Origin of the sequence: Falsiroseomonas tokyonensis (genome assembly GCF_019024325.1) — a bacterium.
In the GTDB taxonomy this organism is placed as follows: domain Bacteria; phylum Pseudomonadota; class Alphaproteobacteria; order Acetobacterales; family Acetobacteraceae; genus Falsiroseomonas; species Falsiroseomonas tokyonensis.
The window spans coordinates 430,271-443,962 of the sequence record NZ_JAFNJS010000005.1; the positions used below are offsets into that span (position 1 = coordinate 430,271).

Sequence of the window (13,692 nt, forward strand, 5' to 3'; positions counted from 1 at the left end):
CGGCGTTGCATCTCCGGTTCGATGCAATCGCCGTGCCGACATTTATTCCAGCGGCGCGGCCGGGATGCGCACCGCCTCCACCCGGAATCCCGCGCGGCGCAGCAGCGCCGGCACGCCGGAAGGTCCTGCGGCATGGGCCGCGCCGATGGCGATCACCAGGCTTTCGCGCGGCAGGCGCTGCGCAAGGCGCCGCGCCATGACGGCATTGCGGCCGTCCAGCATCTGCCGGGCGAAGGCCTGGGCGAGGCCGGGCTCAGCAGCCATGGGCGCCAGCAGCTGCGCGCGCAGCCGGTCGAAATCGCCGGCCAGCAGCGCCTGGGCCATCCGCACCTCCAGCACCGGATCGCCCTGCCGCATCTGCCGCGCCATCAGCGAGACCAGGCGCAGCACCGCATCGCCGCCCATGCCGCGCACCGCCAGCAGCATTTCGCGCCGCGTCTCCAGCCCCTGGATGGGGAGGCCGCGGCGCCGGGCCAGTTCTCGCAGCGCCGGGTCACCGCCGGCGGCGGGCGCGCCCTCGGGCGTGGCCGGTGGCGCGGGCAGGCCGGGGCAGGGGGCGGCGGGGGGTTGGGTGGCGGCGAGCAGGGCCAGGAACAGGCCGAGCGGGCTCAAGGGCTCCGGGACCAGCCGGGTGCAGGCGATGGCGGCTTCCAGCAGCCGGCGCTCGGCGGGCGGGAAGGGGTCCAGCACGGCGAAGCCGGGCGGGGCGCGCAGCAGGTCGCCCACATCCTCCGCATCCTCGACCGATTCCAGCAGCAGGGCGGCGCGGCCTTCGAAGGCTTCGGGCGCCGGCGGCAGCAGGCCGGGCTCCGGCTGGTGCGAGGAGGGGATGAGCAGGGAGGCTGGGGCCTCCCGCCCGGCGGGGGTGACGCGGAAGGCGGGCAGCGTTTCCGCCAGCACCGGCCCAGGCAGCAGCAGCGCCAGCAGCAGCAACCAGCGCATGCTCAAGGCGCGGCGTAGAGCGCGGCGATCTCGCCCGCGAAACCGGTCAGCGCGCGGTCGCGCTTCGGGCGCGGCGCGCCGGGCGGGGCCAGGCCCACCAGCGCCTCCGCCATCCGCACCGCGGCCGCCGTGCCGTCCACCAGCGGCACCGGCACGCGATCGGCGATGACGGGGGCGAGGCCCGCCAGCGGCCCGCCAGCCAGGATCACCGCCTCCGCCCCATCCTGTTCCACCGATTGCCGGCAGAGATCCACAAGCAGCTCCGCGCGCTGTTCCGCCACCAGGCCGGGGTCGCCGGCGAAGGCGGGGCCCATGCGGAAGCCGGCGCAGCGCGCGGCAAGGCCGTGATGCGCCAGGCAATCCTCGAACATCGGGCGCAGCGCCGCGGTGAAGGACACCACGCCGAAGCGCCGGCCGAGCATGGAGGCCGCATGGAAGGCGGCCTCGCTGATGCCGAGCACCGGCACGTCCAAAAGCTCCTTCGCCGCATCGAGGCCCGGATCGCCGAAACAGGCGATCACCGCCGCATCATACTGGCCGCGCCGTGCGGCCAGCGCCGCCAGCGTGGCGGGGCCTGCCACCAGCCAATCCGCGCGGCTGACGATCAGCGGCAGGCCGAAGGGGGCGGAGACCGTCTGCACCGCCGTCCCCGGCGAAGCCGCGGCCTTGGCTGCCAGGTCGATGCGGGCGGTAACGCTCTCCGTCGTATTGCTGTTGACCACCAGCAGTCTCACGGCGGCATCTCCTGCGTCAGCCAATGCCGCGCGATGTCACAGCGCCGCGCTACCCAGATATCCTCCCGCCCCGCCACATGCCGCAGCACCGCCGCCAGCCCCGGCATGCGCGCCGGCCTTCCGATGATGCGGAGGTGCAGCCCGATGGACAGCATGCGCGGCCCGCCTTCCGCCAGCAGCCAGTCGATGGCGGCGATGCAGTATCGGGAGAAGTCCTCGTGGTGGACAAAGCCGCCGCCGGGGGCGAAGCGCATGTCATTGGTGTCGAAGGCATAGGGCAGGCGCACATGCGTCGCGCTGTGCAGCCGCGGCAGGTCCTCGTCGTAATTGTCGCTGTCGTAGAGGAAGCCGCCTTCCTCCAGCAGCAGCCGCCGCGTGTTGACGGAAGACGCGCTGCGCGTGTGCCAGCCGACGGGCCTTTCGCCGGTGGCCTCGCGGATGGCGCCGACCGTCGCGGCGATCACCGCGCGTTCGGTGTCCTCCGCCATGCCGGCATGGCTTTCCCAGCGCCAGCCATGCGCCGAGACCTCGTGCCCCCGCGCATGCGGCGCCGCGGCCAGGATCGGCGTGGCGGCAATGGCGCGCCCGCAGCTCGAAAACGTGGCCTTCACCCCATGTGCATCGAAGGAATCCAGGATCCGCCACAGCCCGATGCGGCTGCCGTACCCAAAATGGCTTTCCATGCAGGGGTCGGGGTGGCCCACCACCTCCTCCCGCGCCTCATAGGTGGCCTCGTTGCGGGCATCGCCGGAGGTCAGCGACATCTCCGCCCCTTCCTCCACATTCACCACGAAGGACAGCGCGAGCTTCGCCCCGCCCGGCCAGCGGGCGGAGGAGGCCGCGCCGGCGCGGCCGGCGAGGTCCCGCGATGCGGGCGGCATGCCCCCAGGCAGGCCGGCAGGCAGCACGCTCATGCCCCGCGATACAGTGAGAAGCCCCAGGGGGTGAATTTGATCGGCAGGTGGTAGTGCAGCGTCGCGTCAAAAACCCGGAAGCGGAAGGGCACCAGCTCCAGGAAGGGCGGCGGCGGGCTGGCGGATTCGGCGAAGAAGGCGCCGATATGGAACAGCACCTCATGCACGCCTTCCTGCACGCCCTGGCCTTGCGTGACCGGGTGGTGCAGCGCGCCATCGGCGCCAAGCCGGCCCTCCGCCACCGCAAGCCTCTCGCCATCCTCCAGGATCCGATGGATCTCCACCTTCATGCCCAGCCCCGGCCGGCCGCTGGCCACATCCACCGCATGCACTGAAATCCCACCCGGCATCACGCGATTCCCCCCGGGGCCAGGGTAAACAGCCCCCCCCATGCCGGGCCAGGGCTTTCCGGAATGCCCGCCGCTCCAAGCCCGCCCCAGACGCCGAGCGCCGTCGCATCCAGCAGCGGGATGCCCGTCTCGGCCTCCAGCGCCGCGGCCAGCGGGGCGGCGGCGCAATTGGTGTTCCAGAGGATGATGGCCTGCACCCCCGGCCGCGCGACCTGTCGCGCCAGCCCGGCCACCGCGTCATAGCCCACGGAGGCGAAGGCGAGATTGTCCAGGATGCCGAGGCTGGCCTCCGCCACCATCTCCACCCCTTCCGCCGCCAGGCCGCGCGCGGCGCGGTGGTTGTACTCCGCCGCATGCGGCCCGATCAGCGCGACGCGGCGCGCCCCCAGCAGGGCCAGGGCCTCCAGCAAGGCGAGGCCGCTGGTGGCGCAGGGCAGGCCGGTTTCCGCGCGCACCCGCTGCACCAGGGCGCGGTCGTGCTGCAGCCCGATGACGGCGCCCTTGCTGGCGGACCAGATGATGGCATCGGGCTTCGCATCGGCCAGCAATTCGGCCGCCTGCATCATCGCCTCCCAGTCATAGCCATCCGGGAAGGGGTCAACCGAGCCGCGCTTCGCGACGCGGGTGAAGATCGGCAGCACGCCCGGCATGCCGTGCAGCAACGCCCTTGTGGTGCGCTCCACCACCGTATTGGCGGAGGGCAGGATGGTGGCCAGCAGGCGCGGGGCCTCGGGCATCAAGGTCATCGGATCCATGCGCGCAGCCTGCACTGGGCGCCCGCGGCACGGCAATTGCCTCGATACCGGTCCGATCGGAGATCCTGCCCATGCGCCGCCGCCATCTGCCCGTTCTCGCGGCATTCGCCGCCCTTGCCACCGGCACCGGGCTGCGCGCCCAACCCGCCTGGCCGGCGCGGCCGATCCGCATCATCGTCACCTTTCCGCCCGGCGGATCCTCCGACATCGTGGCGCGCGTGCTGGCGGAGGTGCTGTCCCAGCGCCTGCCGCAGCGTGTGCTGGTGGAGAACCGGCCCGGCGCCGGCGGCACGCTGGGCGCGGCCTATGTCGCGACGCAGCCGGCAGATGGCTACACGCTGCTGCTGTCCAATACCGCGCCCATCGTCACCTCGCCCCCGATCTACGCCAATGTGCCCTACGACCCCGTCACGGGCTTCACCCACATCGCCTACCTCGGCGCGACGCCGCTGGTGATCATGGTGAACCCGCGGCTGGTGCCGGCCACCGACCTCGCGGGCCTGGTCGCCTGGATCAAGGCGCAGGCCACGCCGCCGGGCTTCGGCAGCTCCGGCGCCGGCTCCGTCGCGCATATCTTCGGCGAAGCCTTCACCCAGCGCACCGGGGCGCAGCTGACGCATGTGCCCTATCGGGGCAGCGCGCCGATGCAGGCGGATCTGCTGGGCGGGGCCATTCCGCTGGCCTTCGACACGCTGCCGCAGAATGTCGAGAACATCCGCGCCGGCCGGCTGCGCGCCATCGCCATCACCGCTCCCGCGCGGCAGGAGATGGCGCCGGAGGTGCCGACCACGGCGGAGGGCGGATTCCCCGGCCTGGTCGCCGAGAACTGGCTGGGCCTGGCCGGCCCGCCCGGCCTGCCCGCGCCCGTCGTCGCCACGCTGCACCGGGAAGTGGCGGCGGCGCTGGAAAACCCGCTGATGAAAAGCCGCATCCTGGAACACGGCATCGCGGTGCGGCCGATGACCCAGCCGGAATTCACCACCTATGTGGCGGAGGAGGTGCGCGTGGTCGGCGGCGCGGTGAAGGCGCTGGGCCTGACCGCGCAATGAGCAGCCTGCCCCGCGTGGTCGCCGTGCTCTTCGGGCGGCCGGGGAGGGACCCGCTGGAGATCGGCGCCTTCAACGCGGCGGGCCTGCAGGGCCTGGCGCGCGCCGCCGACCTGCCCGCGCGGATCGAAACGGTGTGGGAGCCGAACCCGGCCCGCCGCACCGCCACCATCGAGGCCGCGGCGGCAAGGGCGGAGCTGGTGGTGGCGCATGGCGGGCAGGGGGAGCAGGCGGTGGCCGAGGTGGCGCCCGCCTTCCCCGATGTCGCCTTCGCCGTCACCCAGGGCCGCATCACCGGCCCCAACATTGCGGGCTTCGAGGTGCTGCAGGAGCAATCCGCCTTACTGGCCGGCGCGCTGGCCGGCTGGTGGATCGCGCCCGGCGACACCGCCGCGCATCTGTCCGGAGAGCCGGTGCCGCCCGGGCTGCGCGGCCGCGCCGGCTTCGCCGCGGGCCTCGCCCATGCCAACCCCTCCGCACGCCTGCTGAGCGGCTTCTGCGGCAATCAGCACGACCCGGACCTGGCAGCGCGCTGGATCGCGGCCCAGGCGGCGGCGGGGGCCCGCGTGAACTTCGCCATGCTGGATGGCGGCCGCGCGGGGGCGATCGCGGCCTGCAAGGCGGCGGGGATGCGCGCCATCGGCAATGTGCGCGACTGGACGGCGGAGGATGCGGTCTTCCTCGCCTCTGCCATCGCCGACAATGGCGTGGCGATGCAGGCCGCCATCACCGCCTTCCTGTCCGGCGATTTCGCCGATCGCCGCATCGGGCTGGAGGCGCCGGAGGCAGTGCGCCTGGCGCTGGCCGCCGATGTGCCGCCGGCACTCGCCGCGCGGCTGGATCAGCTGCGCGAGGCGATCCTGCAGGGCGCGCTTACGGTGCCGGAGGCGTGGGCGGGGGCGGAGTGGGCGCCATAGGCTCCGGGCGCTTGCGCAGCTCCGCCAGGATATCGGCCAGCAGCACATCGGTGGAGCTCGGGCCCTTCACCGCCTCCTGCCGGATGCGCAGGCGGGTCAGCACCTTCAGCAGCCAGAAGATCGCCAGCGCGACGATGATGAACTTGATGATGGCGTTTATGAAGCGGCCGATGGCGAGCACCGCCGCGCCACCCTCCCGCGTCGCCTCCAGCGTCGCGCGGCGTTCGCCGCTGAGCACGACGAAGACATTCGAGAAGTCGATGCCGCCGACCAGCAGGCCGATGATCGGGTTGATGAGGTCCTCGACCAGGCTCCCGACGATCGCCGTGAAGGCGGCGCCGATGACGATGCCGACGGCCAGGTCCACCACGCTGCCGCGCATGATGAAGGCCTTGAACTCGCGCAACCAGGCGGGTTCGTGGATCGGGATCGGTGGCATCATGGCGGGCTCCTTGCTGGCCCGCCAGGGTGCGGCGCCAGGTGGCGCCGCGCCAAGCCCAAAACTGCGTGTGCGGTGTTTGGTCCGTGCCGCTCCGCGGCAGTTGGGCCTTACCGCTCCGCGGTGGTCAGTCCGCGCCGCACCAGCCGGCGATCAGCGCCGCCACCACGGCGACCCCGCGGCGGTAATCCGCCACATCCACCCATTCGTCCCGCCCGCCATTCTGCGTCAGGTCGCCGCAGAGGGGGCCGAGGCCGACGCAGGGAATGCCCGACTGCACCATCGGGTTGCGGATATCGGAGGAGGTATGCAGCGGGTTGATCTCCGGCATGGTGCCGGTGCCGCGGCGCACCGCCTCGCAGGTCTCGATCCAGAGCGGGTGGTCCATCGGCACCTCGGCGCCGGTAACGCCGGAGAGGAAGGTGGTCTCCAGCACCAGCTCCGCATCGGCGGCCTGGGCGGCGGCCAGCGCGGCCTCCACCTCGGCCCGCACATCGGCCAGCTTCTCCCCGGGCGGGAAGGACAGGGCGCAGGACAGCTGCACGGCGGGCGGCACCCGCGCGGCGCGGCCATCGCCCAGCGTCTTGAAGTCACCGACCAGCAGGTTGGTGCTGCGGCCGATTGCCGCATCCAGCGCCGGGTGATGCACGCGCGCGCCGCGCTTCGCATCCAGCGCCTTCAGCGCGGCCAGCACGGCCATCGCCTTGTCGATCGGGTTGATCGCGGTATGGGCGAAGGCGGCGTGGCCCGGTTCCTGCGTCGCCGGCAGGCGGCCCTTCACCACGATGCGGAAGACCAGCTGGCCGGAAGCGAGCGCCTTCACCTCCCGCATGCCGATGCCGGATTCGGCCGGGTGCAGATACACCGCCGCATCCGCCGTGATGCCACCATGCAGCAGCGCATGCACGCCGCGCGCATGCCGCTTGGACGGGGTGGAGGTGAGGATCACATCGCCCTTCGGCACGACGCCCGCCGCCCGCACGGCGCGCAGCGCCTCCACCATCGTGGCGACGCCAGCCAGGTCATCGGCCACGCCCCAGCCATGGATGCGGCCATTGTCGATCTCGCCGGCCATCGGGTCGTGCAGCCAGCCATGCTGCGGGTTGAAGGGCTCGCCATCCGGATGGGCGAAGAAGATCACGCTGCGGCCGCCGCCGCTGCCGGGGAAGCGCGCGACGACGGCGGCGCGTTCCTCCGCGGCCATCGCGGCCTCGCTGGCGAATTCCTCGCGCAGCACGATGCTGGCGGGCTGGTAGCGCCGCGTCTCCACGATGCAGCCGAGATCTTCCAGCGCCGCGGCGACGCGCGCCTGCACCGCTTCCTCACCGCCCGATTGCAGACGGATCAGGTCGCGCAGGAAGCCGACCGCGGCCTCGCCCCCCGCTTCCGCTGCCTGGTCCACGCGTGCCGCGATGCCGTCCATTTTCGCTTCGTCCTTCTGCGCCGGCGCCAACTTAGCGGCTGCGGCGCGCACGGCAACCGGGTGCGAACAGGGTTCGCGCGTATACGGTAAGCCACTGGCGTTTCAGGGGTTGCCGCGGTGCACAGCTTGCGTCCATGCTTCGTTGGAACCGAAGAACAAGGGGGCTCAGGCATGGACGGGATGATCGGCCGGCGCGGTGCGCTCACGGGCCTTGCGGGCATTCTGGCGGCGGCCTCCTTGCCCCGCAGCGCCGGCGCGCAGCCGCGCGGCACGGTCACCGCCTCCCTGCTCGGCAACCTGCCGAATATCCACCCCTGGCATGTCGGCAATGTGGAAACGGCGGCGGCCAATCTGCTGGCCTATTCCAACCTGCTGAAGGTGGGCGTTGATGGCTCGCTGCAGCCGGACCTGGCCGTGGCGCTGCCGCAGATTACCGATGACGGGCTGAACTACACCTTCGAACTGCGGCGCGACGTGCGCTTCCACAATGGCGACCGCCTGACCGCGGAGGACGTGCTTTACAGCTACGAGAAATACCTCAGCACCGGCCGCCGCCGTGGCAATCTGCGCCGCTTCATCGCCGATGTGCAGAAGGATGGCGATTACGTCGTCAAGGTCTCGCTGAAGGAGCCCTGGGTCGGCTGGATGCGGCTGATGGGCTACGAGGCCGCCATCGTCCGCCGCGGCAGCGACGTGACGAATGACACCGCGACGGGCGAAAACCTGTATCGCGGCAGCCGCATGGCCGGCTGCGGCCCCTTCATCCCGAAGAATTTCCAGGCCGATGTCGGCGTCGAGTTCGAGGCCTTCCCGGGCTACTTCGGCGGTGCGCCGGCGACGCAGACCATCAAGCTGGTGCGCATCCCCGATGCGGCGACGCAGCTGGCCAATCTGCGCACCGGCAGCGTGGACATCATCTCCAACTGCCCGCCGAAGGATTTCGCTCCGGTCAGCCGCGAGGCCGGCTTCGGCGGCGCGGTGCGGCCTTCCGCCGGCATCTTCTACATGCCGATGAACGTGGCCAAGGCACCCTTCGACAATATCAACCTGCGCCGCGCCGTCTCCTGCGCCGTGGACCGCGACTATATCTGCGAGGAAATCTATTCCGGCCTGGTCACCGCCAGCGCGCTGCCCGCCTCGCCCAATGAATTCTGGTACGAGGAAGACCTGGCGAAGCAGCTCGCCTATGACCCGGACCGCGCAAAATTCCACCTGCGCGCCGCGGGCATGCCGCGCGGCTTCGCCTTCGAGGCAATCGTGCCAGTGCCCTCGGCCTATGTGGAGGCGCGGGAGGCCGCGGTGGTGATGCAGGCCAACCTCGCCGAGGTCGGCATCCGCATGAACATCCGTCAGACCGACTTCGTCAGCATGTATCGCAGCGCGCAGAACGGCGACTGGCAGGCCTTCCCGCATCCCTCGATGCAGTCCTCAGTCGAGGACTATCTGATCTGGAACAACTACCACAAGGACGGCAACCAGGCGCAGTGGATGGGCTACCGCAACCCGGCCTATGACACCGCCGTGATGGAAAGCTTCCGCTACCTGGATGAGGCGCGGAAGAAGCCGGCGCTGCGCAAGGTGTCCGAGATTCTCGTCGATCATTGCCCGGCGCTGTGGATCGGGCGGCTGAATGCCTATCACCTGTGGCGCGCCGATGTGTCCGGCTTCGGGCCGCGCTATTCCTATTTCATGGACCTGACGTCCGCCAAGAAAGGCTGATGGCCCGCTTCCTTCTCGGCCGCGCGGCGACGCTGGCGCTGGTGCTGTTCGGCGCCAGCGTGCTGATCTTCCTGGTGGTGCGCGCGCTGCCGGGCGACCCCGCCATCGCGATGATGACCAGCAACGCGACGCCCGCCGAGATCCAGGCGATGCGGGAGGCGCTCGGCCTGCATCTGCCGCTGTGGCAGCAGTACCTCACCTGGGTGGGCGGCGCCGTCACCGGCGATCTCGGCCGGTCCTTCATGTATTCGAACGGCGTCGCCGCGATGATCGCGGAACGCTTTCCCGTCACGCTGCATGTCTCGCTGGTGGCGCTGGCCATTGCCATGGCGATCGCGATTCCGGCTGGCGTGCTCTCGGCCCGCTACAAGGGCGGGGCGCTGGACCATATGTTCCGCGTGGTGGCGATGATCGGCATTTCGATGCCGGTCTTCTGGCAGGGGCTGCTCTCCATCCTGCTGTTTGCAGTGATTCTCGGCTGGCTGCCGCCCGGCGGCTACCAGCCGCTGAGCGCCGGCCTCGGCCTGTCCACCGCCCACATCATCCTGCCGGCGGTGGCGCTCGGCACCGCCTATGCTGCGACCATCACCCGCATGCTGCGCTCCTCCATGCTTGATGTGCTGGGGCGGGAGCATATCGCGGTGGCGCGTGCGCATGGCGTGCCGGAACGCACCATCATCTGGACCGACGCCTTCCGCAATGCGCTGATCCCGACGCTGACCGCCGCGGGCTTTTCCTTCGGCTATCTGCTGGCCGGCGCGGTGCTGACGGAGGTGATCTTCAACCTGCCGGGCATGGGGCGGCTGCTGTATGAGAGCATCCTCTCGCGCGACTATCCGCTGGTGCAGGGCCTGGTGCTGCTGAACGTCACGCTGTTTGTGCTGATCAACTTCGGAATGGATGCGCTCTACGCCGTGCTCGACCCCCGGATCCGCCGATGAGCGCGACGCTGGCCGCGCCGCGGCGCCCGAACCGGCTGTGGATGGTGATGAAGCGCGATCCGCTCGCGCTGGTCGCCTTCGCTTTCCTGCTTGTCCTGGTGATCGTCGCCATCTTCCCCGAGCAGATCGCGCAGTTCCTGCCGAACCGTCCCTCCCGCCTCCGCCTGCGGCCGCCGGATGCCACCTTCTGGTTCGGGACCGACCAGTTCGGACGCGACATCTTTGCCAGATGCGTGCATGCAACGCGGGTTTCGCTGACGGTGGGGCTGACGACGGTGGGCATCGCGGTGGCCATCGGCGTGCCGCTCGGCGCCATCGCGGCCTTCCGCAGCCCAGGCTTCACGGACTCCGCCATCATGCGGGTCATGGACGTGCTGATGGCCTTCCCGCCCATCGTGCTGGCCATTGCGGTCGTGGCCGCACTGGGCACGCAGGACCTGGAATTCGGCCCCTTTGTCATCCCGCACATCATGAAGGTGATGGTGGTGATCGGGCTGCTGAACGCACCAAAAGTCGCCCGCATCGTGCGCGCCGCCGTGCTGGTGGAACGCAACGAGCAATATGTGATGGCCGAACGCGCGGTGGGCGCCAGCGAGACGCGCATCCTGTTCCGCGACGTGCTGCGCAACTGCGTCTCGCCCGTTGCCGTCTTCGCCACGCTGCTGGTGGCGACGAGCATCCTGACGGAGGCCTCGCTCTCCTTCCTCGGCCTCGGCATCCAGCCGCCGGAGCCGAGCTGGGGCGGCATGCTGGCCGATAGCCGCACCTATGTCATGTCCGGCCAATGGTGGCTGACCATCTTCCCGGGCCTGCTGATCTTCCTCACCGTCGTCGCCTTCAACCTGGCCGGCGACCTGCTGCGGGATGTGCTGGACCCGGCCCAGCTGACACGGCGTGGCGATGCCTGAGCCATTGTTCGAGGTGCGTGACCTGGTCACGCGATTCCGCAGCGAGGGTGGCGAAATCCGCCCCTCCCGCGGCGTCTCCTTCCACATCGCGGCGGGCGAAGTGCTGGGGCTGGTGGGCGAATCCGGCTCCGGCAAATCTGTCACCGCCCGCGCCTCCATCCGCCTGCAGCAACCGGAAAGCGCCACCATCGGCGGCGAGCTTTTCTTTCGTGGCCAGGATCTTCGCAAGCTGGATGCCGAGGCGCTGCGCGGCCTGCGCGCGAAGCAGATCGCCATGGTGGTGCAGGACCCCGCCGCGGCGCTGAACCCGGTGATGACCATCGGCGACCAGCTGACCCGCATCCACCGCCTGCATGGCGGCAGCGAGGCCGAGGCGCGGGAGGCGGCACTGCTCCTGCTGCGCCGCATGCGGATCGCGGAGCCCGAAAGCCGGCTCGCCGCCTATCCGCACCAGCTTTCGGGTGGCATGCGCCAGCGCGTGCTGATTGCCCTCGCGCTGATCTGCCGCCCGTCTTTGCTGATCGCGGACGAGCCCACCACGGCGCTGGATGTGACGGTGGAGGCCGAGATCCTGGCGCTGCTGGACGAGCTGCGTCGCGAACTCGGCATGGCCATGCTGATGATCTCGCACAACCTGTCGGTCATCGGCCGCATCTGCGACCGCGTCGCCGTGATGTATGCCGGCCGCATCATGGAGGAAGCGCCGACCCAGGCGCTGCTCGCCACGCCGCGCCACCCCTATACGATGGCGCTGCTCGCCAGCGTGCCGCGCGGCACCAAGCGCGACGGCCCGCTGCCCGCCATTCCCGGCGAGCCGCCGGATCTCGCGCGCCTGCCGCCTGGCTGTCCCTTCCAGGCGCGCTGCCCCGGCGCCGCGCCCCAATGCACCGCGGAGCAGCCGCTGCGCGACATCGCTCCCGGCCGCAAGGCCGCCTGCTGGCGCGCGGAGGCCGCATGACCCCGCCGCTGCTCAGCCTTGATGGCGTGTCGCGCCATTATGCGACCAAACCCTCCGTGCTCGGCCGGCTGCTGCCCAACCAGCCGGTGGTGCGTGCCGTGCAGGATGTGACGCTGGCCATCGCCCGCACCGAGATCCTGGGCCTGGTCGGCGAGAGCGGCTCGGGCAAGTCCACGCTCGGCCGTGTCGCCCTGGCGCTGGAGCCACCGACCACCGGCAAGGTGCTGTTCGACGGCACGCCACCGGGCGACAACCTGCCCGCCTTCCGTCGCCGCGCGCAGATGGTCTTCCAGGATCCGCAGAGCTCGCTCAACCGGTCGCTGACCATCGAGCGGATTCTCGAATCACCTCTGGTGGTGCATCGCTTCGGCAATGCCGCGGCGCGCCGCGAACGCATCGCCGAACTGCTCGGCACCGTCGGCCTGCGCGCCGACATGATGCGCCGCTATCCGCACGAGCTCTCGGGCGGCCAGCGCCAGCGTGTCGGCATCGCCCGCGCGCTGGCCATCGAGCCCGCCTTCATCGTGCTGGACGAACCCACCAGCGCGCTGGATGTCTCGATCCAGGCGCAGGTGGTGAACCTGCTGGTGGAGCTGCAGCAACGCCTTTCGCTGACCTACCTGTTCATCAGCCACGATCTGCGCCTGGTGCGCTGGCTGTGCGACCGGATCGCCGTGATGTATCTCGGCCGCATCGTCGAGATCGGCCCGGCCGAGGCGCTGTGGCACGCGCCGCGCCACCCCTATACCAAGGCGCTGCTGTCCGCCGTGACGGCGGAGACGCTGCAGCCGCCCGAGGCCGCCGGCGACGTGCCGAGCCCGATCCGCCCGCCGCCCGGCTGCGCCTTCCACCCGCGCTGCCCCGCCGCCGGCCCGCGCTGCTCGCGCGAGGCGCCGCGCGACGTGACGGCCAATGGCGTGACGGTGGCCTGCCATCTGCATGACGGAGGCGTTTCCTGATGAAGCTGATCATCGGCGGCAAATGGTCCTCCACCTGGACCATGCGCGGCTGGCTGGCCTGCAAGCTTTCGGGCCTTGAATTCGAGACGGAGACGCTGCTGCTGTCGCGCGACGACAGCAAGGCGAAGCTCGCCGCCATTTCCCCCACCGGGCTGATCCCGATCCTGTTCGACGGCGACCTCGCCATCACCGACACCTGGGCGATCGCGGAATATCTTTGGGAGAAGGCGCCGGGCTGCGACATCTGGCCGGCCGACCTGCCCGCGCGCACCGCGGCCCGCGCCTCGGCCGGGGAGATGCATGCGCATTTCGTCGAGCTGCGCGCGGCGATGCCGATGAACCTGGTGAAGCGCTGGCCCATCGCCAATGGCGTGCCGAGCAATGCGAAACTGCTCGGCCGTCCGGGCGTCGCGCCGCAGGTGGCGCGGGTGCAGGAAAGCTGGCGGCAGACCCGTGCGAATTGGGGGCAGGGCGGGCCGTACCTTTTCGGCGCGTGCTTCTGCTTCGCGGACGCCATGTGGGCGCCCATGGCCAGCCGCTTCCGCACCTATTCCGTGCCGCTGGCGCCGGACGCGCAGGCCTATGCGGATGCCGTCCTGGCACATCCCTTCGTCGCCGAATGGGTGGCGGGCGCCGAGGCGCAGGCGCGCGAGATCGGCTGGGAAGCCTGCGCCGCCTTTCCGTAAT

General features: G+C 70.8%; 15 protein-coding genes. 8 read left to right on the forward strand and 7 right to left on the reverse strand.

Annotated features, from left to right (window positions below; all coding sequences use genetic code 11):
- Positions 1-42: 42 nt before the first annotated feature.
- From J3S20_RS18850 to J3S20_RS18870, 5 genes are read right to left on the reverse strand one after another with little or no spacing between them, the layout of a single operon-like run.
- Complete coding sequence (locus J3S20_RS18850; RefSeq protein ID WP_216838045.1) at positions 43-942, reverse strand: TraB/GumN family protein; 900 nt, start codon at positions 940-942, stop codon at positions 43-45.
- A gap of 2 nt (positions 943-944) precedes the next feature.
- Positions 945-1,676, reverse strand: coding sequence for an aspartate/glutamate racemase family protein (locus tag J3S20_RS18855; RefSeq protein WP_216838046.1), 732 nt, complete (start codon positions 1,674-1,676; stop codon positions 945-947).
- Complete coding sequence (locus tag J3S20_RS18860; RefSeq protein WP_216838047.1) at positions 1,673-2,590, reverse strand: polysaccharide deacetylase family protein; 918 nt, start codon at positions 2,588-2,590, stop codon at positions 1,673-1,675. Before J3S20_RS18860 ends, J3S20_RS18855 begins: the two co-directional genes overlap by 4 nt.
- Positions 2,587-2,940 (reverse strand): hydroxyisourate hydrolase, encoded by a 354-nt coding sequence (locus J3S20_RS18865; protein ID WP_216838048.1) that lies wholly within the window; start codon positions 2,938-2,940, stop codon positions 2,587-2,589. The genes J3S20_RS18860 and J3S20_RS18865 overlap by 4 nt, the downstream gene beginning before the upstream one ends.
- On the reverse strand, positions 2,940-3,686 hold the full coding sequence (locus J3S20_RS18870; RefSeq protein ID WP_216838049.1) for a maleate cis-trans isomerase family protein: 747 nt from the start codon (positions 3,684-3,686) through the stop codon (positions 2,940-2,942). Before J3S20_RS18870 ends, J3S20_RS18865 begins: the two co-directional genes overlap by 1 nt.
- Positions 3,687-3,766: 80 nt before the next feature.
- On the opposite strand from J3S20_RS18870, the gene J3S20_RS18875 reads away from it, so the two are divergent.
- The gene (locus J3S20_RS18875; RefSeq protein ID WP_216838050.1) at positions 3,767-4,744 is read left to right on the forward strand and encodes a Bug family tripartite tricarboxylate transporter substrate binding protein; all 978 of its coding nucleotides are present in this window, start codon (positions 3,767-3,769) and stop codon (positions 4,742-4,744) included.
- Positions 4,741-5,658 carry a BMP family ABC transporter substrate-binding protein gene (locus J3S20_RS18880; protein WP_216838051.1) on the forward strand — a complete coding sequence of 306 codons (918 nt, stop codon included), beginning with the start codon at positions 4,741-4,743 and terminating at the stop codon, positions 5,656-5,658. The genes J3S20_RS18875 and J3S20_RS18880 overlap by 4 nt, the downstream gene beginning before the upstream one ends.
- On the opposite strand, the gene mscL is transcribed toward J3S20_RS18880, so the two are convergent.
- Both mscL and J3S20_RS18890 read right to left on the reverse strand, forming a co-directional pair.
- On the reverse strand, positions 5,615-6,100 hold the full coding sequence (mscL, locus tag J3S20_RS18885) for a large conductance mechanosensitive channel protein MscL (RefSeq protein WP_216838052.1): 486 nt from the start codon (positions 6,098-6,100) through the stop codon (positions 5,615-5,617). The two genes, J3S20_RS18880 and mscL, sit on opposite strands and share 44 nt — an antisense overlap.
- A 124-nt stretch (positions 6,101-6,224) precedes the next feature.
- Positions 6,225-7,520, reverse strand: coding sequence for a M20 family metallopeptidase (locus tag J3S20_RS18890; RefSeq protein ID WP_216838053.1), 1,296 nt, complete (start codon positions 7,518-7,520; stop codon positions 6,225-6,227).
- A gap of 171 nt (positions 7,521-7,691) precedes the next feature.
- On the opposite strand from J3S20_RS18890, the gene J3S20_RS18895 reads away from it, so the two are divergent.
- Genes J3S20_RS18895 through J3S20_RS18920 form a run of 6 tightly spaced genes read left to right on the forward strand, consistent with a single transcriptional unit; the run spans position 7,692 to position 13,691 of the window.
- A complete protein-coding gene (locus J3S20_RS18895) occupies positions 7,692-9,239 on the forward strand; it encodes an ABC transporter substrate-binding protein (protein ID WP_216838054.1) in 1,548 nt (515 codons plus the stop codon).
- Positions 9,239-10,180, forward strand: a complete 942-nt coding sequence (locus tag J3S20_RS18900) for an ABC transporter permease (RefSeq protein WP_216838055.1) — start codon at positions 9,239-9,241, stop codon at positions 10,178-10,180. The genes J3S20_RS18895 and J3S20_RS18900 overlap by 1 nt, the downstream gene beginning before the upstream one ends.
- Positions 10,177-11,088 (forward strand): ABC transporter permease, encoded by a 912-nt coding sequence (locus tag J3S20_RS18905; protein WP_216838056.1) that lies wholly within the window; start codon positions 10,177-10,179, stop codon positions 11,086-11,088. Before J3S20_RS18900 ends, J3S20_RS18905 begins: the two co-directional genes overlap by 4 nt.
- Complete coding sequence (locus J3S20_RS18910) at positions 11,081-12,046, forward strand: ABC transporter ATP-binding protein (RefSeq protein WP_216838057.1); 966 nt, start codon at positions 11,081-11,083, stop codon at positions 12,044-12,046. The genes J3S20_RS18905 and J3S20_RS18910 overlap by 8 nt, the downstream gene beginning before the upstream one ends.
- Positions 12,043-13,005 carry an ABC transporter ATP-binding protein gene (locus tag J3S20_RS18915; RefSeq protein WP_216838058.1) on the forward strand — a complete coding sequence of 321 codons (963 nt, stop codon included), beginning with the start codon at positions 12,043-12,045 and terminating at the stop codon, positions 13,003-13,005. Before J3S20_RS18910 ends, J3S20_RS18915 begins: the two co-directional genes overlap by 4 nt.
- Positions 13,005-13,691, forward strand: a complete 687-nt coding sequence (locus J3S20_RS18920; RefSeq protein ID WP_216838059.1) for a glutathione S-transferase N-terminal domain-containing protein — start codon at positions 13,005-13,007, stop codon at positions 13,689-13,691. Before J3S20_RS18915 ends, J3S20_RS18920 begins: the two co-directional genes overlap by 1 nt.
- The last annotated feature ends 1 nt before the right edge of the window (position 13,692 follow it).